Below are 23,264 nucleotides of genomic sequence, written 5' to 3'. Positions count from 1 at the left end.
CCGGCACCGGACCCGGCCACGAGGACACGGCCTCAAAGGCCCCGCCGCCTCTTTGTCGCCGCCAAGAAACCCGCGCCACGCACTGCCCGAGAGCCGAAGACAGGAGCGGGGCCACACCCTTACCCTGTCGTCGCTGAGAAACGACCCGGGCTCCCTACACCCCCAGCTGGATGGTCACAACGCACTGTGACTGCACCCCACGGTCATCCTGGAGATCTGGGAACCAATTCTCGGGTCTCGAGATTTAATGGCGGCTTGACCACTACTGTGCATAGCATGGTACCGTGCTAAGCGTGGACAGATCGCAACTGCTCAAGGGCCTGCTCGACATCATCGTGCTGCGCGTCTTGGAGACCCAGGACGGCTACGGCTACGAGATCTTGCGGCGTCTGCGCTCGGCCGGCTTCGACGAACTCGGCGACGCCTCGGTCTACGGGACGCTCCGCAGGCTCTACCGATCCGGCTACCTGTCCACCTACGTCCAGCCCAGCGAATCCGGACCGCACCGCAAGTACTACGCGATCACCGAACCGGGTCGGAAGTACTTGGCGCAGATGCGCGACGCCTGGCAGGACGTGAGCGCCAAGATGCAGGCGCTGTTCGATGCTCCTCCGACAAGCACAGCCGAGAAGGGCCAACCATGACCGACACTCCCCGTGGGACCTCCGAGATCGCGGACTACCGGCTCGCGGTCGAGCGCCACCTCTCCGACCTGCCCGCACCGATCCGCGAGGACCTCCTCAGCGACCTGGAGGAGCACCTCACCGAAGTGGCCGCGGACATGGAGCCGGGCATGACCCTCGCCGACCTGCTTGGCACTCCCGAGGTCTACGCCCGGGAGCTCCGCGAGACCGCGGGAGTCGAGAGGCTCCCAGCCAGCGAGCGCTTCGTCCGAGGCCTGTGGAGAATAATGGATCCGACCTTCAGTGGGCTCCACGGCGCCGCAGACCGATTCACGACCAGCGCGGGCGTCGGCGAGGCCGCCTCCTTCCGCAAGGCGCTCAAACCGGGCTGGTGGGTCCTGCGGGGGCTCATCGCGGCAGCGCTGGTGTCGTATTTCGTGATGGCCACGGACGAAGGGATGCTCCAGGCGTTCCGCACGTTCGGGCTCCTCAGCCTGGCGCTCTGCGGTGCGCTGGCGCTCCTCTTCGTATGGCTCTCCCTCCGACTCGGCGTTCGATCGGAGCGGTGGAGCCGCGGCAATCGCCTGATGGTCGCCGGCGGGGGCGCGGCGCTGCTCGGTGTCGCCATGCTGGCCCTCATCGCTGTCGCCGACACGATCCTGTTCTCGCCGGCGGTGCAGTACCACGCGAATGAAACATATCCCTATGTGGAGGACGTTCATGTGTATTCGGAGGACGGCGAACTCCTGACCGGCGTCTACCTGTTCGATCAGAACGGGGAGCCGCTCCGGCTGGGCGATCCTGGAGCCTGCTTCGATGAGGCCTCCTCGAATCCGTTCGAAGAGCCCGAGACCCCGGTCGGCGAGGGGTACACGACCGTCGATCCTGGTCGGTACGGCTACCAGTACCCGCTCTGCATGCCGGGTGAGGACCCCACCGTCGGCCCGCAGGAGTCGCCGTCGCCGGTGGAATCGGCCGGACCGGAGGACCCGGAGCCAGGTTCCGCGGAGCCCACTTCCGAGTGAGCGATCGATCATTAAGTGACGTAGTGAAAACGGAGGGTAATGCCCCGAAATCCCGTTTCACCGCATTATGAGATTGCTCTCGGTAGACCTTGGTAGAGCAGATTCTGTCCGAGCGCGAGGCCGGGATCGGCCGAACGGCCGATGTGAACCGCCGGATTCCCGGGCATTGAGCGCGGCAAGTGCGATAGCGACAGTATCGGGCGAGACGGCCGAGTGATATGTCGCCTCTCAAACGCGAGTGTGCCGTATTCTCACGATTACTCAGGGGTAGGTCGCCGTTATGTAACGGCTCTAACGTGGCGCGGGTGCTTACGACTAAGCTGACCCAGTCCAAGCACGCGGCGCCCGGTTTCCTCCGCCGGAACGGCCGCGTCATCCGCAACAGGGTGTTCGCCTCACTCGCTGCTCTCGCTGTCGGCGCCTTCGCGGCGACGACCGCCGGGGCCGCGATCACGGAGACGGACGACCGCAGCGAGGAAGAGATCCTCGCCGCCGAGATCGTCGACCAGGCGATCGAGGCAGATCCCCAATGGGACAAAGTAGCCACAATGGAGAGCATCCTGCCGGTCAAGGAGGCGGGCTCGCAGAACGTGGTGTCCAAGTCCGAGGCCGACGCGATCCCGGAGGAGCCGGAGGTCGAGCCGGTCGAGGAGACCACCTCCTCGTCCTCGGGCTCTTCCGAAGCCGCTTCGTCCTCCGAGTCCTCATCGATGAACATCGCCGCCGACTGCTCGAGCTACTCGGGCAACAAGGCCATCGGCTGCACCATGACCCTCGACCGAGGTTGGGGCCTCGACCAGTTCTCCTGCCTCGAATCCCTGTGGGACCGCGAGTCGAACTGGAACGAGACGGCGCAGAACCCCAGCTCCGGCGCGTACGGCATCCCGCAGTCCCTGCCGGGGGACAAGATGGCCTCCCACGGCGACGACTGGCGGACCAACCCGGCCACTCAGATCGCCTGGGGGCTCGACTACATCAGCGGCCGCTACGGCACCCCTTGCGGTGCCTGGTCGCACTCTGAATCGAACGGCTGGTACTAGGCACTCGCGGGGCCACCGCAAGCGCCAGGCGGGCACCGGGTCTCCCGGTGCCCGCCTTCTGCTTTTCGCGACTCAGCAGCCGACGTCGATATTCACCGCCGGCCCGGAGGCGGTGAATCCGAAGACCTCCTGGCTGGTTCCGCCTTCGACGCGGGCGTTCCAGCCGACGTCCGAGGCGGTCACGTTCGCGCCCGACTGCGACCAGTCGACGTTCCAGGCGCTGCCGATCTGCTGGCCTCCCGGCCAGGTCCACGACAGGTCCCAGCCGTCGATGGTCTGCTCCGGGTGGAGGACCACGCGGCCCTGCCAGCCCGAGCCCCAGTCGTTGACGACTTCGACGGTGCCGAGGCAGTCGCCGCCGGGCTCGCTCGGCGGATCGGTCGGTTCGGTCGGGTCGTCGGTGGGCGGGTCGGTCGGGCCGTCCCCGATGTCGAGCGAGTAGCTCTCGGTGCTGAACCGGTGCCCTCCGGCCGACGAGGTGATCTCGTAGCCGAACTGGATCTGGTCGATCCGCACGTCGGGCATGCGGCCGGTGCTGTAGAGCCACTGGGCGATCTCGGTGATGTCCACGGTGGCCGAGTTGGTGTTCGAGGTCCGGATGAAGGTGTAGACCTCGTTGGAGCCGTTGTTGCCCCGGTAGTAGTCGAAGTTGTGGCCGCCGACGTTCACCGTGGTGTCGTAGCCGCCGAGCGGGCCGACCGGTCCGACGGCGCCGAGCCAGATCATGATCTCGTGATCGTGGCCGTTGCCCCATACGTCGTAGGCGGCGTTGTAAGCGACGCCGTTGCCTTCGCCGGGGCCTTCCCAGCTGACGCTGCTGGTGACTTCGGGCATCTGGCTGACCTGCTGCCCGAGCGTGTAGGAGACGTTCGGGTAGCTCTTGATGCCGCCGGTGTTCGGGTGGTCGGCGTCGACCCACCAGTGGGACTGGTCGACCGCCGAGATCGTCTGCGAGCCGGCGCCGGAGCCCCAGATGTTGTTGTAGACGGTGTAGTCGCCGAACTGCGTGTTGCCCCATTGGTCGCTGGACTGCCAGTTGGGGGAGGCGTGGTCGGCCAGCGCGGTGACGCCGAGCGGGCCGGCGGAAATGCCGACCGTCAGTGCCGCTGCGGCTCCGACGATGGCGATCCTCCATCGTTGCTTCAGTTTCATGGTGTGCCCTTGTGGTCGGGGCGGGAGCGGGCGGATGCCGGGTGCTGAGTACCGTCGCTGCCGCCGTCGGACTCGATGCGACGCGGTCGTGGTGACCTGCGTCTCGAACATAATATTGACATACGCCAATATTAATTGGAAGAGCGGGCCGCCCCGTCACGGACCGTGACGGCCTATTCCGACGTCGCTTCGCTCGCCCGCGAGGCGGCCCGGACCGAGCGCAGCAGCAGCCGCGCGTCGCCGAGCATTCGCTTCAACCGGCGTTCGAGTCCGGCGATCGGCGTGAGGTTCTGCGGTGCGCGCGTGTCCTTGTGCGCCGACGACCCCAGCGGCGGCAGCGCCGCCGCCGTGGCGTCGGCCAGCGCGACCACTGCGTCTTCGGCGAGGTTGTCGGCCGCCTCGATCCGCGCCACGCCGGCCCAGCCGCGGGAGCCGGCCCCCGGCAGCCGCAGGTACCACGAGTACCGCGGCCAGCCCGACATCAGGTGGAACACCGGGGTGCGCTGGCCGGGCGCCAGGCGTTCGATGACCTCGTTGAGTTTCGCCGGCAGGTAGGCGCGGCTGTGGCTCTTGATGTACCCGACCGAGTTCGGCAGCTGCGTGCGTCCGCGCAGCGGTCCGTCGAGGATCGCCAGCTCGGAGTCCATGACCACCTGCGAGGCGACCTTGGCTTCGAGGCGGGCCATCTCGACTTGGGCCGCGGCGATGAGGTCGGACGGTTCGGTCGACTCGACCATTCGGAACGGATAGCGGCCGAAGTCGGCCTCGGGGTCGGTCCCGGCGAACAGGCCGCGCTCGACCGCCGCCTCGGTCACCGCCGACACGCGGCCTTCGAGGTCGCAGGCGACCGCTCCGGCGGCCCAGGAGACGCACATGCCCGGCCAGCGTTCGCCGCCGTCGAGCAGTTCGACCCTGGCGTCGATCCGGCGGACGCCGTCGACCACGAGCAGCCTGGTGGGTCCGGATGCGGGCGCGTCGATCGGGCCCCACCGTTCGGCCGGTACCTCGATGCCGGTCTTCACCTCGGCGGAGCCCGACCGGGTCGGCGACTCGGGGTTGTCGGCGAAGGACGGGTCCCAGGCGTCGACGGTGATCTGCAAGGTGCACCTGCTTTCCGGGCGGGTCGACTCTCAGCCTAGTCCGGCCGTTGGAGGGTCACTGCCGTAACTCCACGGTTTTCTCGACGTGGGATCCTTTGGCGTCCTTGGTGATCCGGAACCTGACCGGGACGCGTTCGGCGAGGTCGGGGACGTGGGTGACCAGGCCGACGGTGCGCTGGGAGGAGACGGTGAGGGCCTCCAGGGTGGTGGCGACGGCGTCGAGGGTCTCGGGGTCGAGGGTGCCGAAGCCCTCGTCGAGGATGATCGACTCCAGGCAGGCGCCGTGCCGTGCCAGGCTCGCCAGCTGGTCCGACAGGGCCAGCGCCAGCGACAGCGACGCGGCGAACGTCTCGCCGCCCGACAGGCTCCGCGCCGGGCGGGCCATGTCGGCGTCGTGGTGGTCGACCACCCAGAAGTCCTGGTCGCGGTAGATCAGGTCGTATTGGCCGCCGGTGATGCGGTTGAGCATGACGGTCGCTCCGGCCACCAGCTCGTCGAGCGCCTCGCTCAGCAGCCACTCCATGAACCGCCTGGCCTCCAAGTGCTTCGCCAGTTCCTTGGCGACCTCGGCTTCGTGCGCGAACTTGCGGGCCTCGGCTTCGAGTTCCACTCGGCGGCCGCGGGCGTCGCGCAGGTTCGCCGCGCCCGCCCGGGCCGATTCGACGGCGGCGGCGTGCGCGGCGACGTAGTCGCCTCCCGTGCCGGTCCGCGGCACGGCGACGTCGAACTCGGCCAGCGCCGCGAGCAGTTCCGCCCGCAACGTGGCGGCGCGCCCGTCCAGGCGCTGGAGCTCGGCCCGGGCCTCCTCGCGTTCGGCGGTCACCCGCTCGAGCGCCTCGGCGGCCCAGTCGGTCAGGCGCTGCCAGCTGTCGGCGAGGTCGTCGCCGGCCGGAGGCGGGCCGAGCACCGCGACCTGGTCGCGGGCGTGCGCGAACTCGCGCCAGGCCCGCTGCTGCCGCTCTTCGGCGGCGGTGCGGCGCTTCTCGGCCTCCCGCAGGGCCCTGCGGGCCGCTTTGAGGGCCGCGGCGGTGCCGCCGAGCTGCCGCTTCGCTTCGGCGGCGGCTTCGCGCTTCGCTTCGAGCGCTTCGGGCTCGGGGACGCCTTCGAGCTTCTTGACCAGGCGCCGCCGCGTCAGCTCGAGATCGGTCAGCCGCTCCTCGTAACTGTCCAGTTTGGCCTGAAGCGCGGCGACGGCGCTCTGCGCGTCCTTGTACTCGGCCGTGGCCGTGGACGAGGCCTTCTGCGCCTCCTCCAAGGCCGCCGACAGGTCCCGCTCGGGCAGGTCCGCGACCGGGCGGTCGCACACCGGGCAGTCGCCGCCCGGCTCGAGCTCGGCCCGCAGCGTGCCGGCCAGGTCGGCCATCCGGGCCTTGTGGACGGCGGCGTGCTGGATCTCGACTTCCTCGGCGGCCGCGCCTTCGAGCTCTTTCGCCTCGTCGTACTGGAGGCGAAGCTCCTCGGTCAGTTCGCGGCCGGTGCGCAGGCTCGTCTCGGTCTCGGTCAGCTCCTCCCAGGCTTTGAGCTGCCGTTCGATCAGCGCCAAGTCGAGGCCGTCGACCTCGGCTCGGAGCCGCTCGTCCTCGGCTTCGGTCGTCTCCACCTCGGCGGCCTTCTCGGCGACCTTCGCGGCGGCCTCGGCGACTTGCGCGGCGATGTCGTCGACGCCTCCGGGACGCTTGATGTACGTCAGCGAGCCGAGGCTCGACTCGGCTTCGTCCAGGCGCCGGCGCGCGGTCTCCACGGCGCTGTCGAGGCCGTCGAGTGCACCGGCCTTGTCGCGCACCGGCTCGGTGAGCTTCTCCAACCGCTCGACCCGCTCGGTGGCCGCGGCCAGCTCCTCGTCGGTCACCTGCGGGACCTTCGCCAGCTGCGCTTCGAGGGTCTGCTGCGCGGTCGCCGCCGTGTCCCGCCGCGATCCGGCGAGCTGCTGGACGCGCCGGTAGACGCTGTGCCCCAGCAGGTTCTCCAGGATCTTGCGGCGGTCGGCCGCCGAAGCGTGCAGGAACTCCGCGAACTCGCCCTGCGGCAGCAGCACGCACTTGGTGAACTGCTCGAACGGCAGGCCGATGACCCGCTCGACCATCCGCGTCACCCCGGCCGCGCCGGTCTCCAGGCCTCTGCCGAGCCCTTCGAGCAGCGCCGCGTCGTCGGCCGGATCGACGCCCTTCGGCAGCATCTCCAACGCCGCCTGCGCCGTGGTGACGTTCCCGTTGCCCTGGCGGCGCAGCACCCGCGTCGCCACGTAGTGCTCCCCGGCGGCGGCGAACACCAGCCGCACCCGGCCCTCGACGGCCGAAGGGGCGATGAAGTGCTGCGTCGAACGCGTCCACCGCGGCGTCTTGCCGTACAGCGCGAAGCACATCGCGTCCAGCACCGTCGACTTGCCCGCTCCGGTCGCACCGGTCAGCGCGAAGAAGTCGACGTCGGTGAAGTCGAGTGTCGAGGCCTCGGAGTAGGAACCGAAGCCGTGCATGTCGAGACGAACTGGCCGCATCAGGACTCCTCGGCCGCGACGGTCTGGGTCTGCTCGTACAGTTCCGCGAAGAGCCCGGCCACGGCCGGGTCGTCGTGCCCGGCCTCGGCCAGGTACGAGTTGAACAATTCCCCGGGGCTGCGCCCGGCCCGCCGCTGCCGCGGCTTCGGAGCGTCGGCGCGCATCACCGGGTCGATGTGGATCTGGACCGCGCGCGGGAACAGCTCGGCGACCTCGCCGCGCAGCCCCGCCCTGGCCGGCTCGGTCACGAACACCCGCAGCCACGCCCGCTCGTCCACTTCGGCCTTCCGCAGCTCCTCGAGCGTGCCGCGCACCGTCCGCAGCGGCACCGCCTCGGTCAACGGCACCTGGCGGACCCGGGCCGGCGTGTCGGCGGTGACGTCGACCAGCGTGACGCTCGGCGTGTGGTCCTCCTCGCCGAAGTCCACCGCCAGGGGACCACCGGAATACCGGATCGTGCACGGCCCCTCGATCTTCTGGGCCTTGTGCAGGTGCCCCAGCGCCACGTAGTTCGTCGAGGCCGGGAAGATCGCCGCCGGCACCGCGTAGTCGGCGACCGTGTGCACCTCCCGCTCGCCGCCGCCGACCTTCCCGCCGACCACGGTCAGATGCCCGCAGAACAGGTTCACCTCCTCGGCGCTGAAGCTCTGCGACAGCGCCGCGACCATGCGCCGCAGGTGGTCGGCGTACGCCGACTCCGCGTCGGCCGCGCTCAGTTCGAACAGCTCGGCCGCGCGGATCGCGTACCGCTGGCTCACGAACGGCAGCGCCGCGAGCCGCCAGCGCTCACCGCCCTCCGTCTCGCCGGTGACCAGGTGGTCGCGGGCCCTGCCGATGCGGCCGCGCAGATGGACGCCGGCGGCCGCGGCCCACTCCCGCAGCGCCTCCAGCCCCGGCCCGTTGTCGTGGTTGCCGGCGATCGCGACCACTTCAGAGCCGGTGGCCCGCAGCGCCGACAGCGTCGAATACAGGACCTTCTGCGCCGTGCTCGACGGCGAGGCCGTGTCGTAGAGGTCGCCGGCCACGATCACCAGATCGGGCCGCTCGGAGCGGCAGAGGTCGACGATCTGCCCGAACACCGCGCGCTGCTCGTCGAGCCGCGGGCGGCCCTTCAACGTGACGCCGACGTGCCAGTCGGAGGTGTGCAGAATCCGCAAGGTCAACTCCTAGAACGGGATGTCGTCATCGTCGTCGGCCAGTTCGAACGGGTCGACCTTGGCCGTGACCGACCTGGCCGACGACGCCGGCGCGGACCCGGCTTCGGCCGGTCGCGTCGCCCACGCCGGGAACGGGAAGTTCACCACCAGCGGCACCGGCAGCTCCGGCTGCCCGACGAACATGGTTCCGGGCTTGGCCATGAGCACCCGCTGGCGCTGCGCCTGCGTCAGGAATCCGTACTCGGGCCTGCCGGCCTCGGCCGCGTCGAGGCGGCCGACGACGCGGATCGCCGAGTTCGAGGCGATGCGCCGCTCGACCTCGCTGGCGGTCTGCTGCGCGCCGATGAGGATGACCCCCAACGACCGGCCTCGCTCGGCGATGTCGAGCAGGATGTCCTTGATCGGACTGGTGCCCTCTCGCGGCGCGTACTTGTTGAGCTCGTCGAGGACCACGAACTGCAGGGGGCGGGCCGTGCCGGCCTTCTCCTTGCGTTCGAACTCGGTGCGCAGGACCACGCCGACCACGAACCGCTGCGCCCGGTCGGGCAGGTTGTGGAGGTCCACGACGGTCACCTGCGCCTCGGTCGCGATCGCCGAGCCGCGCGAGGGCAGGTCCCCGCGCACCAGGCGCCCGATGTCGCGCCCGGAGGCGATGAGACGGCGGATGAACGCGTTGACCGTGCCCAGGCCGATGGCCGACCCGGCCCAGTCGGTGCGCGTCTCGTCGTCGGAGAGCCGCTCGCAGATCAGGTCGACCAGGTCGCGGTAGGTCGTCATGAGCCTGCCCTCGACGGCGACCGCGCCGTTGTCCTTCGGCCGGGCCTCCTTGCGCAGCCGCGCCGTCACCTGGTGGACCACCATCGTGTACTGCTGGCGGTCGTCGTCGGCGTCGGCGAACACGAACGGCAGCAGCCCGTCGCGGCAGAACTCCGCGAGCGTCCAGTAGAACGCGTCGACACCGGTCGACCGGCACGCCACGTCGGGGACGCCGTGGCCGTCGCCCTCACGCGGCGGGGCCAGGACCTCCACGGACTTGAACGCGCCCGGCGCCATGCCCAGACGCCGGTACGACTCGCGGATCTCATCGTCGAGTCTGGTGTTGTCGTGGTCGAGCAGCAGCAGGTCCTCGCCCTTGACGTTGAAGATCAACGCCTTCGTGTTCGCCGCCTCGGCGCCGATCGCGCCCGAATGCAGCAGCGAGTACAGCAGCCACGTCGCGAACGAGGTCTTGGTGGCCACACCGCTGATGCCCGAGATCGACACGTGCGCGCCGCGCGTGCCGTCGAGGAAGTCCGCGTTGAGGAACACCGGCTGGCCGTCGCGGGAGAACCCGAGCGGCACCTGCCGGGCCATGCCGTCGAAGTACAGCGCCCGGTCCCGCTCGTCGCCGGTGGCGCGCTGGACCTCGGCGCCCGGCATCGGCGGCACGAACACCTCCGGCTCCACGCGGGTGACGGTGACCTCGGCGGCCTCCTGGACCTGCGCCGGCAGCAGCCCGCCGGCGATGTCGAACACGTCCGAGTCGAACTGCGCCCCTTCATGGCGGGAACGAACCGCGGTCACCACGCCCGAGACCCGCACCGTCCCCACCCCGGGCACGTTGCGTTCGGTGGAGAGCACATCGTCGAGCTGGGCGTACGCCTCGGGACCGACGCCGACCCAGAACGACAGGGGAGTGGCGTCCTCAGTGCCGAGCACGCGGCCGACCGAATTTGTCATGCGTTCGATCCTCGCAGATACCGCAGTATGAGGTTGCCCTCGGCTTCCAAGACGTGTCGCAGCCGCAGCCGCCTGGCCGCCTCCGACGTCGAGCCCTCCGAGACGCGGATCGAACCGCCGCCGACCAGCAGCGGCGACACCGTCAAATCCAGCTCGTCGACCAGGTCCGCGGCGATGAGGTCACCGAACACGGTCGGCCCTCCCTCGCACAGGATCTGCCGCAGGCCGCGCTCGCGCAGCGCCTTCACCGCCGCATGGAAGTCGACCGCGCCGGTGCCGACCGCGATGACGTCCGCGACCTCGCTGAGCGACGCCATCTGATCGACCGACGCGTTCGCCGCGCAGATGACGATCGGCTTGCGCGGCGCGTCGGTGAACAGCGGCGCACCGGGATCGAGCCGGGCCGAACGCGAGACCACGGCCATCACCGGCACCTCCGGCAGGCCCCGCCCGGACCGCCACCGGACCCGCTCGCGGCTCAACTCGAGCGGCCCGTAGCCCTCGGCCAGGACCGTGCCCGAGCCGGCCACGAGCACGTCGCAGCGGGCCCGCAGCACCTTGAACACGCGCTTGTCGGCCGCGCCGGACAACGGCCCCGACAGCCCCCCGAGCGCGGCCGCGCCGTCGACGCTGGACACGAAGTTCACCCGGAGCCAGTCGGCCTCGGGCGGCTCGTACGCCTCGTACACCTCGGCGTCGCTGAGATCGCTCAGCCGCCGGTACAACACATCAGGCACGGCCTCAACCTAACCCACCGGCCCGACAGCGACGGGCTTCGGCTCGCGAACAGCTGCGCGAATTCCGGCTCCGCGGGCGCCCCCTCGTCGCCGGAAACTCCTTACAGTGGGGTGCATGGACGGCTCCGACCCGCAGGGCAACCCCCTGCAGCAGCTCAGCCTCGAACAACTGCGCCGGCGCACCAGCGCCAAATGGCGCCACCACCCGGCGGACGTGCTGCCGCTGTGGGTCGCCGAAATGGACGTGCCCCTGGCCCAACCGGTCGCCGCCGCCGTGATCGACGCGGTCGCCGCCGGTGACACCGGCTACCCCGCCGGCGACGCCTACGCCGAAGCGCTCTGCCGGTTCGCGGCCGGACGGTGGAACTGGCACGGCCTCGCGACCGACCGGATCAGGACCGTACCCGACATCACCACCGGCCTGGTGGAGGTGCTGAAGCTCATCACCGAACCCGGAGACGAGGTCGTGGTCAACTCCCCGGTCTACGCGCCGTTCTACCGCTTCATCGACCTCGCCGACCGCCGGGCGATCGAAGCCCCGCTCGCCGACGACCGGATCGACCCGGCCGCCCTCGAAGCGGCATTCGCGAGACCCCGAGCCAAGGCCTTCGTGCTGTGCCACCCGCACAACCCCACCGGCACCGTCCACACCGAGCGGGAACTCGCCCGGGTCGCCGCGCTGGCCGAAGCGCACGGCGTGCGGGTGGTGGCCGACGAGGTCCACGCGCCCCTGGTCGCCCCAGGGACGGCGTTCACTCCCTACCTGACCGTGCCCGGAGCCGAACGCGGACTGTCGCTGATGTCGGCCTCGAAGGCCTGGAACCTCGCCGGACTCAAAGCGGCGCTGGCCGTGGCCGGCCCCGAAGCCGCCGCCGATCTGGAACGGATGCCGCAGGAAGTGAGCGGCCACGCCTCCCACTTGGCCGTCATCGCGCACACGGCCGCGCTCGTCGAAGGCGGTCCCTGGCTCGACGCGCTCCTGGAAGGCGTCGACGCCAATCGGAGGCTGCTGTCCGAGCTGCTCGCCGAACGGCTGCCCGCGATCCGCTACCGGCCGCAGCCGGGCACCTACCTCGCCTGGCTGGACTGCCGCGACCTCGGACTCGGTGACGACCCGGCCGCGGCGTTCCTCGAACGCGGACGAGTGGCGCTGAACTCCGGGATCCCGCTCGGCACTGGAGGCGCCGGCCACGTGAGACTCAACTTCGCCACCCGCCCCGACCTTCTCACCGAGGCGGTCGACCGAATGGCGAGGACCCTTCAATGACCGAACTGCGCTATTCGCCCAGCACCCTCGCGAGGTAGGGGTTCGCGAAGCGGCGCTCGGGGTCCACTTCGTCGCGCACGGCCCGGAAGTCCTCGAAGCGCTCGTATCGCTCGGCGAGCTGCTTGGCGTCGAGCCAATGCAGTTTGCCCCAGTGCGGGCGGCCGTCAACGGCGTCGAAGATCCCGGCCGCGGCCCTGAAATACCCCTCATACGCGTGCCGGTGGTACTGGTGGACCGCGACATAGGCCGTCCGGCGGCCGTACGCGGTCGACAACCAGACGTCGTCGGCCGCCGCGAACCGGACCTCCACCGGGAACGAGGCGTTGAAGCCCTCCCGCTCGACCATCGCCTTGAGATCGGTCAGCACCGGCCGGAGCGCCTCCTGCGGCACGGCGTACTCCATCTCCCGGAAGACCACCCTCCTCGGCGAAGTGAAGACCTTGTGCGAGACGTCGGTGTAATCGCGGGCGCCCCAGACCCGCCCGGCCACGCGGTTGAGCCGCGGCACCGCCCCCGGAAACCGGGCCCCGATCCGGTTGCTCGCCCCCCACAGCGTGTTCTCGGTGAAACCCTCGTTCCACCAGTAGCTCAACCTGCTCGGGCGACGCTTCCGCTCCTCCATCGAAAAGCGGTTGTTCTCCTTGACCAGCGTCCGGTCGGTGTGCGGGAACCAGTAGAACTCGAAATGGTCGTTCTCGGCCACCAGCCGGTCCAGGCCGCCCAGCACCGCGTCCAGCCGCATCGGCGTCTCCACGGCCTGCAACTGGAACGCCGGCACGCACTGCAAGGTCACCTCCGTGATGACACCGAGCGCGCCCAGGCCGAGCCGGGCCGCGGCGAACAGCTCAGGACGACGCTCCTGCGAGCACCGCACGGTCCTCCCGTCGGCCAGCACCATGCGCAGGGCCTTGACCTGCCACGACAGGCCCCGGTACCGGTCGCCGGTGCCGTGGGTGCCGGTCGAGATCGCCCCCGAGACGGTCTGCCGGTCGATGTCGCCGAGATTCTCCAACGCCAGCCCGTGCGCGTCCAACACCTGATTGAGACGCCACAGCGGCATGCCGGCCCCGACGGTCACCTGACTCGTCTTGGCATCGACGCGCACCACGTCGTCCATCTCGGACATGTCGATCATGACCCCGTCCGGGGCCGCGACGCCGCTGAAGGAATGCCCCGAACCGACCGCCTTGACCCGCAGCCCGTCACCGGCGGCAGCCCGCACCGCCTCGGCGATCTGCGACGCACCGGCCGGTCTGACGACACGCGCGGGTTCGACTTCTTCGGTGCCGGACCAGTTCCGCCACACAGACGTAGACATAGGGTCTCCGGTTGCATTCGGTCTACTAAACGGTAGCTTTCATATGAGCGCACCACAACCGGAAGGCGGCGACCATGGGCGACGGGAACGAAAGTCTGTTCGACGAGCTCGGCCGGGCGACCTCCGATCTGCAGCCGCCGTTCGCCGTCGTCGAGCTCGGGGCCTTCGACACCAACGCCGCCATCCTCAGACGAAGCACGCTCGGAAAGCCGATACGCCTGGCCAGCAAGTCACTGCGGTGCCGAGCCCTGATGCGCCGCGCACTGGCCCAGCCGGGCTTCAGCGGCATCCTCGCCTACACGCTCCCCGAAGCCCTCTGGCTCGCCTCCGAGTTCGACGACATCGTGGTCGCCTACCCGACCGCCGACATCGACTCCCTGCGCAGTCTGGCCCGCGACGAGGCGCTGGCCCGGCGCGTGACGATCATGGTCGACTCGGTCGAGCACCTCGACTTCATCCGTCGCGCCGCCGCCCCGGACGCGGCGTCGCCGATCCGGCTCTGCCTCGAGGTCGACATGTCACTCGAGCTCTTCGGCGGCAAGGTCCACATCGGCGCCCACCGCTCCCCGGTCCGCACACCCGATCAGGCGCTCGCCATGGCCCACGAGATCGAGAAGCGCCCGGGGCTCGAACTGGTCGGCATCATGGGCTACGAAAGCCAGATCTCCGGCGTCCAGGACGCCTTCCGCGCCGCCGCGGCCCGGTATCCGCTGGTGCGGCTGATGCAGCGCGTCTCCAAGGCCGAACTCGCCGGGCGCCGCGCCGAGGCCGTCGCCGCGGTCAGGAGCGCCGCCGACATCGAGTTCGTCAACGGCGGAGGCACCGGCTCGGTCGCGTTCACCGCCGCCGATCCCTCGGTCACCGAGATCGCGGCCGGTTCGGGCCTGTACGCACCGGCGCTGTTCGACGGCTACCGCTCCATCCGGCCGCTGCCGGCGGCGTTCTTCGCCCTGCCGGTGGTCCGCCGGCCCCGCAAGGGCATCGTCACCGCGCTCGGCGGCGGCTGGATCGCCTCCGGTGTCCCCGGACGCGACCGCCTGCCCAAGCCGGCCTTCCCCGAAGGGCTCTCCTACACCCGCGCCGAAGGCGCCGGCGAAGTCCAGACGCCGCTGCGAGGCAGGGCCGCCTCCGGCCTGCCCGTCGGTTCGCGAGTGTGGATGCGGCACGCGAAGGCCGGGGAGCTGGCCGAGCGGGTCAACACACTCCACCTGGTCGAACGCGGCCGCCGCGTCGACGAGGTGCCGACCTACCGCGGCGAGGGTTTCGCCTTCGCCTGACCGGCGTCAGTCGTCATCGTCGTCGTCGCGGTCCCGGCCGTTGCCGTTCGGCTCGCACAGGCCCATCCACTCGGAGAGCGGGTCGCAGTCGCCGTTCCCGTTACCGCCGCCGTTGTTCTTCTTCTCGCATCGCGTGTCCTGCGGATTGGCGTCGCAGTAGGGGCTGTCGGCGGGGATCTTGCCCTCGGCGTTGAGGATGTCGTCGACGATGGGGCTGCCGACGTGCGACGGCTCGCCCCAGTTCCGGGGCTCGTAGCCCTTGCTCTCGATCGCTCCGTCGATGAACTGGCGCCACACCGGATAGCTGAGCTTGGAACCGAACACGCCGGTGGTCCCGCCGTCCTTGTTCAGAAGCGGCGCGGACTCGGCGGTCACGTTGCCGACCCAGGCGGCGACGCTCAGCTGCGGGAGCGCGCCGACATACCAGGTGTGCGCGTTGGCGTCCGGATAGTCGGGGTCGGTCGCCTCCCAGGTGCCGGTCTTGCCGGTGTAGGGCCGGCCGAGCGGCTCGCCCTCGCCGGCGATCTCGGAGCCGACGAACTGGAGGTCGCGGGCGATGCCGGCGTCGAGCACGGAGTCGCTCTCGAGCGGGCGCGCCGGCGGCACCTCCTCGCCGTTGCGGTCGTAGACGGCCTCGACGAAGTGGGTCTCGTGGTATTCGCCGTCGGCGGCGATGGTGGCGTACACGGCCGCCATGTCGAGGATGCTGGTCGGGTACTGACCGAAGGCGATGTGGTAGAAGAACGGCTCGTTCCGCAGGCCCGTGTCGAGGGGGGTCCGCACCGGGGTGCCGTCGTCGTTGTAGCCGTTCACCGAGGCGAGCGGGTCGAGGTTGCCGTTCGCGTCGGTCTCGAAGGTGCCGTCCTCCTTCTCGACCACGTTGTGCACCGAGTAGGTGATCGACTCGTCGTCCTCCACGTAGAACCGGTAGATGTTCCCGGTGGTGGTGTCCTGCATCGTCCGCAGCCCGAGCTGGATCGAGGTCTCGAGGATCGCGGTGGCCCCGTACTTCTCGGCGATCGCGTACATCGGCGTGTTGAGCGAGTCGCGCACCGCGTCGGTGAGCGTCTTGTCGGTGTCCATGTTGCTGCCGGCGTTGGTGATCGTGCCGTCGCCGATGCCTTCGAGGGTCTCGAACTCGCGGGGGGAGTCGGCGTTCCACCACGAGTCGATCGAGGCGCCGTTCTTGATGGCGGTGGCGGCGGTGATCATCTTGAACGTCGACGACGGCGGGTGCGGGTTCTCGAGTCCGGCCTTGTCGATGCCGAGGCCGTTGTTGCCGCCGTAGTAGCCGAGGACGCGGCCGGTCCCGGGTTCGACCGCCACGAGACCGCTGGTCATGGACGGGTGGTAGTCGAACAGGGCCGCTTTGTCGTTGGAGTTCTCCAGCTCGAAGAACCCGTCGTCGTTGACGTACTCGTCGGCGGCCTCGGGCGCCTCGACCACGTTGCCGTCCGCGTCGACGTATTCGCCGTCCTCGTTGGTCTTGCGCACCAGGTCGCCGCGGCTGGAGGTCTGCTCGGCGATCTTCTGCAGCTGCTTGTCGATGGTGAGGACCACGGTGTAGCCGCCGGTGCCGCCCTCTTGGCCGTAGAAGTCGTCCCGCGTCAGGCCCCAGCGGCTCTCGAGCTCCTCCCAGACGTAGCCGTCGGTCGGGTTGGTGATGAACCCGGTCGGGGTGTCGTGGCCCCACGACCCGGGGTTCTCGAGCCGGTCGTTGGTCTCGGGCATGCCGGTGTCGAGTTCTTCCTGGACCTTCGCCTTCTCCTCTTCGGAGAGGTCCTCGAGGGTCAGGAGGGTCTCCATGCCGTGCGTCCAGCGGTCGAGCGGGGCGGTGTCGTCCTCCTCGACCAGGCGCGGGTCGAAGGAGCCGTCGCCGGCCTTGACCTGCATGACCAGGACCATCGCTTCGCCCCAGGTGAGGTCTTCGAGCTTCTTGCTGAACCAGATCTCGGCGGCGGCGGCGATGCCGTAGCAGCCGCGGCCGTAGAAGTTGAGGTTCAGGTAGTGCAGCAGGATGTCCTTCTTGGAGTACTCCTGCTCGAGCTTCATGGCCATGATGGCCTCGCGGGCCTTGCGGCCGTAGGAGATGTCGTCGCGGATCTGAGCGACCATGCCGGCGTACTGCTGGCTGATGGTGGAGGCGCCCTGGGTGTCGCCGCCGGTGACGTTGTTGACCAGCGCGCGCAGCGTGCCCTTGTAGTCGACGCCCTCGTGCTCGAAGTAGTTCTTGTCCTCAAGGGCCAGCAGCGACCAGATGACGGTGTCTGGCAGCTCCTCATAGGTGTCGACGAGCTTGCGGGTGTGCAGGCCGTAGCCGGCCACGGTCGTCTCGCCGTCGCTGTAGGTGAAGGAGGTCGACTCGCCCAGCTCGAGCTCGTCGGGCAGCGGCACGCTCTGGAAGAACGTGGCGCCGACCACGGTTCCGCCGCCGAGGAGCATGAGCGCGACCAGGATGAGCGAGGCGTAGACGCGGCGGCGGCGCATCGACATGCGCTTCTTCTTGGGGGCGGGCTCCTCGGGGTCGCGGACTCGGGCCGCGCCGACCACGGAGGCGCGTCCGACGTTGCCCCCGCCGGGCACCGGCGCGGAGCCGCCCGGCGGTCCTGCAGGGGGGTACTGGTCGCGGCGTTCATAGTCGCTCATGCTCAACCATCCACGTGTAGATGTGCCGGTCCGTGGTTCGCAGCCTCACCGCGGGCGCACGTTGCTGGGGTGCCGCGGCACCACCGGGTCTCCCCGGGAGCGAGTCGCCGCCGGGGACGGCTTGGAATGATAGCCGAACCGCGCTGGAGTCGTGATACTTCCTCAGTTTGACAGGGGGTGTCAACGGAGGCGACGACGCCGCCCGCTCCGGCACCGGCGAAGCGGCCCGCAGTCCTTGAAGCCGAAGCTATCAGTGCCGTCCGGCGGCGCCCCGTGCGGCCTGGCGGCCCGAGAAGAGGCAGCCGCCCAGGAATGTGCCCTCCAATGATCGATAACCGTGCATCCCGCCGCCGCCGAAACCGGCGGCCTCGCCGGCGGCGTAGAGACCGGGGAGGGGCCGACCGTCCGATCGCAGCACGCGGCCGTCCAGATCGGTCTGGAGGCCGCCGAGGGTCTTTCGCGTGAGGAGGTTGAGCCGCACGCCGATCAGGGGGCCGGCGTGGCCGTCGAGGAGCCGGTGCGGCGAGGCGACCCTGATGAGCCGGTCGCCGCGGTAGTTGCGTGCCCCGCGCATGGCGGTGATCTGGAGGTCCTTGGTGAACTTGTTCGCCATCTCGGCGTCGCGGGCCTCGACGGCCTCGCGGACGGTTTCGAAGTCGAGCAGGCCCTCGCCTGTGACCGAATTCATTCCCTCCACGAGCCGCGGCAGGTCTTCGGCGACGGCGAAGTCGGCGCCGTGCTCCTTGAACGCCTCCACCGGTCCTGGCGCGCCCGGCAGGACGCGTTTCAGCAGCAGCCGGACGTCCTTCCCGGTCAGGTCCGGGTTCTGCTCGGATCCCGAGAGCGCGAACTCCTTCTCGAGGATCTTCTGCGTCAGGACGAACCACGTGTGGTCGTGCCCGGTGGCCATGATGTGCTCGAGCGTGCCGAGCGTGTCGAACCCGGGGAACAGCGGCGAGGGCAGGCGACGGCCGGTCGCGTCGAGCCACAGCGAGGAAGGCCCCGGCAGGATCCTGATCCCGTGGTGGGGCCAGATCGGATCCCAGTTCTCGATGCCCTCGGTGTAATGCCACATGCGGTCGCGGTTGATGAGGCTGGCCCCGGCCGACTCCGCGATGCCGAGCATCCGGCCGTCCACATGGGCCGGGACGCCGGAGAGGAGCCGCTTCGGCGGCGTCCCGAGGCGCTCTGGCCAGTTCCGCCGGACCAGCTCGAAGTCGCCGCCGATCCCGCCGGAGGTCACGATCACCGACTCGGCGCTGAAGGCGAAGTCTCCGACGACCTCGCGGCTCGTCGAGACCCCGCGCGGGGCATCGTCGTCGGCCAGCACCGACCCGCTGACACCGGTGACGGCCCCGCCGGAGACGGCGAGCCCGTCGACCCGGTGCCTGAAGGCCGGACGCACCCGGCCGGAGGCGACGGCCTCCCGGACCAGCCGCTCGAACGGTTCGACGACCCCGGGGCCGGTGCCCCAGGTGATGTGGAACCGAGGCACCGAATTGCCGTGCCCCTGAGCCGTGTAGCCACCGCGCTCGGCCCAGCCCACGACCGGGAAGAACCGCACCCCCAGGCCGCGCAGCCAGGCCCGCTTCGGTCCGGAGGCGAACTCGACGTAGGCTTCGGCCCATTTCCGCGGCCAGGCGTCCTCTTGGCGGTCGAAACCGGCGCTGCCGAGCCAGTCCCGCCAGGCCAGCTCGGGGGAGTCCTTGATCCCCATGCGCCGCTGTTCGGGCGAGTCGACCAGGAACAGGCCGCCGAAGGACCAGAACGCCTGGCCGCCGAGGGACTGCTCGCCCTCCTGGTCGACCAGGATCACCGATTTCCCCGCCCGGGCCAGTTCCGCGGTGGCCGCCAGCCCCGCCAGACCCGCACCGACCACGATGACGTCGCTGTCCATCGCGCTACCTTCCTGCTCGAGGGGTGGCGCCTACCGGCGCGTAGGGGAGGTATATCAGCACGCAGGGTTTCCGTCAACCAGGTCAGAGCCTCGCGCGCTCACCCCTGCGGGACGGGCGTCTGCTGGTAGAGCGCGAGATTCCAGATGCCGTCGGCTCGGAAGTAGACCGACGACATCAGGGCCCGGAAGTCGTCCTCGTCGCCTTCGCGCCACGCCCGGGCCGTATAGATCAGGCCCGCGGCGTCGTCGCCGACCTGGACTGTCCGCTCCTGCGAGATCTCGTAGCCGTCCCAGGTCGGCGCCTCGCGCAGCGACTCGACGACCGCCTCTCGGTCGAGAGCGAAGCCGTGCGCCAGGACCATGATGCCGTCGGCGGCCATGACGGTGCCGTAGAACTCCGAGCCGGTGCCATCGCACAGCGCGTCCCACCCGGCCCGTTCCAATTCCAGAAGTTCCTCGATGAGCTCCATCCCTCATCGATACCAGACGCAGCGGAAACAACGTCCCCCGGGATCACCAGCCGCTCACGCGCTTCAGCGAGGGCCGACGTTGAGAGCCCTTGCGGCATAATCGAAGAACGTGATTACGGCTCAGGCTGGGAAGGTGGCGGAGTTGCATGACTGAGGACAGGGACACCGCACCGGGCTCTCGGTTCACGCGGGCCGAGATCATGGAGATCTGGGGTGGCTCGCCGCAAGGCGGTATCGCCCCTGCCAACAAGTCCGACTCGGTCCTGGTCTACTCCGACCACACTCAGGGAGAGCGCCACGGCTACCGCGACGGTTGGCTGCCGGACGACGATGGCGCTCTGGTCTTCGAGTACACCGGCCACGGGCCGACCGGCGATCAGGAAATGCTCCGAGGCAACAAAGCGGTCCGTGATCACCGGTCCAGAGGGCGCGCCCTCCGGGTCTTTATGGCGCGCGGGAAGTCGACGCAGCGGCCGCAGATATTCGAGTACTTGGGCGAGTTTGAACTCGACGAAGCCGAGCCGTATTTCGCGCGCGCTGAGCCGAATGCCGACGGAGTGAGCAGGACGGTGATTGTGTTCCGGATGCGCCCGGTAGGCGACGTCGTCGTCGACGCCGATGACTTCCTGCCGCCGGCTCCGAATACGACAATCGCGAAATGGCATCCGCCCGCGTTTCCAGAACCGGCCGCGGCGACGTCCGGCAACCGAATCCCGACTGAAACCAACGCTCGGACCACCACCACCCGCCGCGCCACCGGGCCCGTGCAAATGAAACGGCGCGAAGCGCAGCTTTCGGACCGGTTTGAAGCGTTCCTGCGGGACCGAGGTCACGAAGTGGAGCGCTACGAGATTCGCGTCAAAGGCGACCGCGGCATCCTCCGCACGGATCTCTGCGATCTCACCGATTGCGTTCTATACGAGGCAAAAGGCGTCGCAGGACGCGACGAAATCCGTAACGCCATCGGTCAGTTGTTCGACTACCAGCGCCACATTGAACCCAAACCGGCCGTACTGGCGGTGCTGCTTCCTGAAGCTCCGGCAGCGGACCTCAAGGAGCTCATCAAGTCGGTCGGCATGTCAGTCGTATACGAGGACGGTGGCGAGTATGTCGGCTGGCCGGTCGAGCCTTCCAGAGACTTAGCTTTCTGGAGGCGGCAGCTCGCGGGCAGCCTGCCGGAGCAGATCGATGAGCTTGCCGCATGCGGCGTCGATGGCCTCTTGCCGCGTGGGATCTCTGAGCCGCCCGGAGGCGATCCTGGCGAGGATCAGGATGTTGAGCGCCGTCTCGCGAAGCAGCTGATCGAGCGGAATCCGGTCGCGGGCCCCCGCCAGCGCCACGACCGCGTCGCTGAGTTCGTCGAGTTCAAAAGTCTCCATAGGCCGGTACCTCCGATGCAGTTGCCCGAGCCACCAGCCTACGGAGCACACCCGACATATCGCTCAGACGCGGCAGAGGAGTTCGCCGTGGGGGATCGCCAGCCAGGCTTCGGGCGCGGTCGACCACGATCGCCAGGCTTCGGCGATCGCTTCGAGGTCGCCTCGGGTGGCGTGGCCGCCTTCGACGGCCTGGGCGGCGAAGGAGGAGTGCAGGGCGCGGTCGGCCCACAGCCCGCCCCACCAGGCCCGCGATTCGGCGGTGGAGAACGTCCAGGTCGATGAGGTCGCCCGGATCGCCGACTCCGGGAAGCCGGCCTCGAGAGCCCAGGCATTGAGGCGGCGGCCCGCGTCGGGTTCGCCGCCGTTGGCTCGGGCGACGCGCTCGTAGAGGTCGAGCCAGGCGGTCAGGGCCTTGGACTCGGGGTACCAGATGAAGCCGGCGTAATCCGAGTCGCGTACGGCCACCACGCCCCCGGGCCGCGTCACGCGGCGCATCTCGCGCAGTGCCCGCACCGGGTCGCCCACGTGCTGGAGCACTTGGTGGGCGTGCGCCACGTCGAAGGAGGCGTCCGCGAAGCGGAGGTCGTGGACGTCGGCGACCGCGAACTCGACGTTCGTCAGTCCCCGTTCGGCGACGACCGCGGCGGCCTGGTCGAGGATGCCGGCGGCGCGGTCGACGGCCGTCACGCGGCCTTCGGTGACGATGGCGGCGAGGTCGGCCGTGATCGTGCCCGGTCCGCATCCGACGTCGAGGACCGAGTGCTCGGCCCGCAGTTCGGGCAGGAGGTGGGCCGCCGAGTTCTCGGCCGTTCGCCATGTGTGCGAACGCAGGACCGACTCGTGGTGACCGTGGGTATAAGTCGCTGTCTCCTTCGGCATGCGGCCACTGTATCGAGCAGTTCTCATTTTGTGGGAGTTGTTTCTTATAATGTGGTCAGCTTCCATCCGCGCCGAGCCGCGAGCCAGTCGGCGGCGGCCAGGCCGTTCCACCGCTGGTGCCGCCGGAGGTGCGGCGAGACCCTCTCGGGCGGCGGCTCGACGCACTTCGATAGGTAGTAACTCGCGAAGGCCGCCAGCGCCGAGTCGAGCTGCTCGTCGGCGACGCCGGACGCGGTCGGATGCTTCCAGAAGCGGCTCTCGGCGTCGTGCCCGTCCCCGTGCGCGACGATGAGGAATCCCAAGGTGTCGAACCACGGAGCGGCCAGCAGCCCCTCCCAGTCGCAGATCCAGGCACGGTCCGAGCCGACGATCATGTTGTCCGGCCGCAGGTCCCCGTGCGCCACGGCATCGGCCGTCAGAGCCGCCTCCAGCAGCGACTCGAGCTCCACGAGATCGTCCAAGCGGCCGTGCAGACTCTCCGGCACCGGAAACGGGTCGGCCTGCCCGCCCGCGACAGCGGTGAAGTTGCGCAGGAAGTCCACCGGCATCGGCTCGAGGTGCTCTCGCAGCGCGTCCGGAACGGGAGACAGGACCTCGGAGGCCTCAGCCCACGCGTTGAGGAGCCGGTCCAGTTCCGCGGGCGCGAGCGGCAACTTCACGGCCCTGCCGGGCACCGCCTCGCTGCCGAGGACGGTCCAGTCCTCCACTGTGGCGACGAAGCGCAGCTCCGGTGTTGGCACCTCGGCGGGCAGTGCGCCGTTGAAGCGCGCCTCGCGCCGGTACGCGTCCACCACGAACGGCAGATCGGGTCCGGCGGCCTTGACGAAACGCTCGATCCCCGCTTCCGAGCGGAGCCGGGCGGCGAAGCCGCCGGTGAACCCCCCTCCGGCCGGCCGGATCTCGACCGGATCCCCGCCGATTTCGGCCGCGATGCGTTCACGCACCGGCGCCGGCAGGGACGTGTAGTCGGGGCGAATCGCGGTGGCGTCGTACGGGACCGGGGGACCGAATCGGGACATGGGCCCAGTGTCGCCGCCGGGCCGAGGCGAGGCAATGCGATAAAAAAGCGGCCCTCGCCGCCGTG

At 69.7% G+C, this 23,264-nt stretch carries 19 protein-coding genes; 5 read left to right on the top strand and 14 right to left on the bottom strand.

Annotation, left to right across the window (positions count from 1 at the left end):
* The first annotated feature begins 293 nt into the window (after positions 1–293).
* The 3 genes from ACYVL2_RS18255 to ACYVL2_RS18245 all read left to right on the top strand — a co-directional run bounded on the left by ACYVL2_RS18255 (position 294) and on the right by ACYVL2_RS18245 (position 2,688).
* Positions 294–644, top strand: a complete 351-nt coding sequence (locus ACYVL2_RS18255) for a PadR family transcriptional regulator (RefSeq protein ID WP_460546000.1) — start codon at positions 294–296, stop codon at positions 642–644.
* Positions 641–1,648 (top strand): DUF1700 domain-containing protein, encoded by a 1,008-nt coding sequence (locus tag ACYVL2_RS18250; RefSeq protein WP_460545999.1) that lies wholly within the window; start codon positions 641–643, stop codon positions 1,646–1,648. The genes ACYVL2_RS18255 and ACYVL2_RS18250 overlap by 4 nt, the downstream gene beginning before the upstream one ends.
* A 305-nt stretch (positions 1,649–1,953) precedes the next feature.
* Complete coding sequence (locus tag ACYVL2_RS18245; protein WP_460545996.1) at positions 1,954–2,688, top strand: aggregation-promoting factor C-terminal-like domain-containing protein; 735 nt, start codon at positions 1,954–1,956, stop codon at positions 2,686–2,688.
* A 72-nt stretch (positions 2,689–2,760) separates the two neighbouring features.
* Here the strand turns inward: ACYVL2_RS18245 and ACYVL2_RS18240 are convergent, their stop codons facing one another.
* From ACYVL2_RS18240 to ACYVL2_RS18215, 6 genes are all read right to left on the bottom strand, one after another.
* Positions 2,761–3,840 carry a GH12 family glycosyl hydrolase domain-containing protein gene (locus ACYVL2_RS18240; protein WP_460545994.1) on the bottom strand — a complete coding sequence of 360 codons (1,080 nt, stop codon included), beginning with the start codon at positions 3,838–3,840 and terminating at the stop codon, positions 2,761–2,763.
* A 173-nt stretch (positions 3,841–4,013) separates the two neighbouring features.
* Positions 4,014–4,940, bottom strand: a complete 927-nt coding sequence (locus ACYVL2_RS18235) for a hypothetical protein (protein ID WP_460545992.1) — start codon at positions 4,938–4,940, stop codon at positions 4,014–4,016.
* Positions 4,941–4,995: 55 nt separating this feature from the next.
* Entirely contained in the window at positions 4,996–7,434 is a 2,439-nt protein-coding gene (locus tag ACYVL2_RS18230) for a sbcc family protein (RefSeq protein ID WP_460545990.1), read from the bottom strand.
* Positions 7,434–8,591 (bottom strand): exonuclease SbcCD subunit D, encoded by a 1,158-nt coding sequence (locus ACYVL2_RS18225; protein ID WP_460545988.1) that lies wholly within the window; start codon positions 8,589–8,591, stop codon positions 7,434–7,436. Before ACYVL2_RS18225 ends, ACYVL2_RS18230 begins: the two co-directional genes overlap by 1 nt.
* 9 nt (positions 8,592–8,600) lie before the next feature.
* Complete coding sequence (locus ACYVL2_RS18220) at positions 8,601–10,310, bottom strand: ATP-binding protein (RefSeq protein ID WP_460545986.1); 1,710 nt, start codon at positions 10,308–10,310, stop codon at positions 8,601–8,603.
* Positions 10,307–11,047, bottom strand: coding sequence for a pyrimidine reductase family protein (locus ACYVL2_RS18215; protein ID WP_460545984.1), 741 nt, complete (start codon positions 11,045–11,047; stop codon positions 10,307–10,309). The genes ACYVL2_RS18220 and ACYVL2_RS18215 overlap by 4 nt, the downstream gene beginning before the upstream one ends.
* Positions 11,048–11,162: 115 nt before the next feature.
* Here ACYVL2_RS18215 and ACYVL2_RS18210 point away from each other — a divergent pair, with 115 nt between their 5' ends.
* A complete protein-coding gene (locus tag ACYVL2_RS18210) occupies positions 11,163–12,314 on the top strand; it encodes a MalY/PatB family protein (protein WP_460545982.1) in 1,152 nt (383 codons plus the stop codon).
* 10 nt (positions 12,315–12,324) lie between these two features.
* Here ACYVL2_RS18210 and ACYVL2_RS18205 read toward each other — a convergent pair whose 3' ends face one another.
* Positions 12,325–13,632 (bottom strand): FAD-binding oxidoreductase, encoded by a 1,308-nt coding sequence (locus ACYVL2_RS18205; protein WP_460545980.1) that lies wholly within the window; start codon positions 13,630–13,632, stop codon positions 12,325–12,327.
* 74 nt (positions 13,633–13,706) lie between these two features.
* Between ACYVL2_RS18205 and ACYVL2_RS18200 the strand changes: the two genes are divergently transcribed.
* A complete protein-coding gene (locus ACYVL2_RS18200) occupies positions 13,707–14,909 on the top strand; it encodes an amino acid deaminase/aldolase (RefSeq protein WP_460545978.1) in 1,203 nt (400 codons plus the stop codon).
* Between the two features lie 6 nt (positions 14,910–14,915).
* Here the strand turns inward: ACYVL2_RS18200 and ACYVL2_RS18195 are convergent, their stop codons facing one another.
* The 7 genes from ACYVL2_RS18195 to ACYVL2_RS18165 all read right to left on the bottom strand — a co-directional run bounded on the left by ACYVL2_RS18195 (position 14,916) and on the right by ACYVL2_RS18165 (position 23,199).
* Entirely contained in the window at positions 14,916–17,555 is a 2,640-nt protein-coding gene (locus ACYVL2_RS18195) for a transglycosylase domain-containing protein (RefSeq protein ID WP_460545976.1), read from the bottom strand.
* A gap of 250 nt (positions 17,556–17,805) precedes the next feature.
* On the bottom strand, positions 17,806–19,452 hold the full coding sequence (locus ACYVL2_RS18190) for an FAD-binding dehydrogenase (RefSeq protein ID WP_460545974.1): 1,647 nt from the start codon (positions 19,450–19,452) through the stop codon (positions 17,806–17,808).
* Between the two features lie 98 nt (positions 19,453–19,550).
* Entirely contained in the window at positions 19,551–19,922 is a 372-nt protein-coding gene (locus ACYVL2_RS18185) for a nuclear transport factor 2 family protein (protein WP_460545972.1), read from the bottom strand.
* Between the two features lie 113 nt (positions 19,923–20,035).
* A complete protein-coding gene (locus ACYVL2_RS18180) occupies positions 20,036–20,755 on the bottom strand; it encodes a hypothetical protein (RefSeq protein WP_460545970.1) in 720 nt (239 codons plus the stop codon).
* Between the two features lie 306 nt (positions 20,756–21,061).
* On the bottom strand, positions 21,062–21,301 hold the full coding sequence (locus ACYVL2_RS18175) for a hypothetical protein (RefSeq protein ID WP_460545968.1): 240 nt from the start codon (positions 21,299–21,301) through the stop codon (positions 21,062–21,064).
* 63 nt (positions 21,302–21,364) lie between these two features.
* Positions 21,365–22,180 carry a methyltransferase domain-containing protein gene (locus tag ACYVL2_RS18170; RefSeq protein ID WP_460545966.1) on the bottom strand — a complete coding sequence of 272 codons (816 nt, stop codon included), beginning with the start codon at positions 22,178–22,180 and terminating at the stop codon, positions 21,365–21,367.
* A 44-nt stretch (positions 22,181–22,224) separates the two neighbouring features.
* On the bottom strand, positions 22,225–23,199 hold the full coding sequence (locus ACYVL2_RS18165; protein WP_460545964.1) for a phosphotransferase: 975 nt from the start codon (positions 23,197–23,199) through the stop codon (positions 22,225–22,227).
* Positions 23,200–23,264 lie beyond the last annotated feature (65 nt).

Source organism: Glycomyces halotolerans (assembly GCF_054779575.1).
This window is presented reverse-complemented; position numbering and strand designations above follow the sequence as displayed.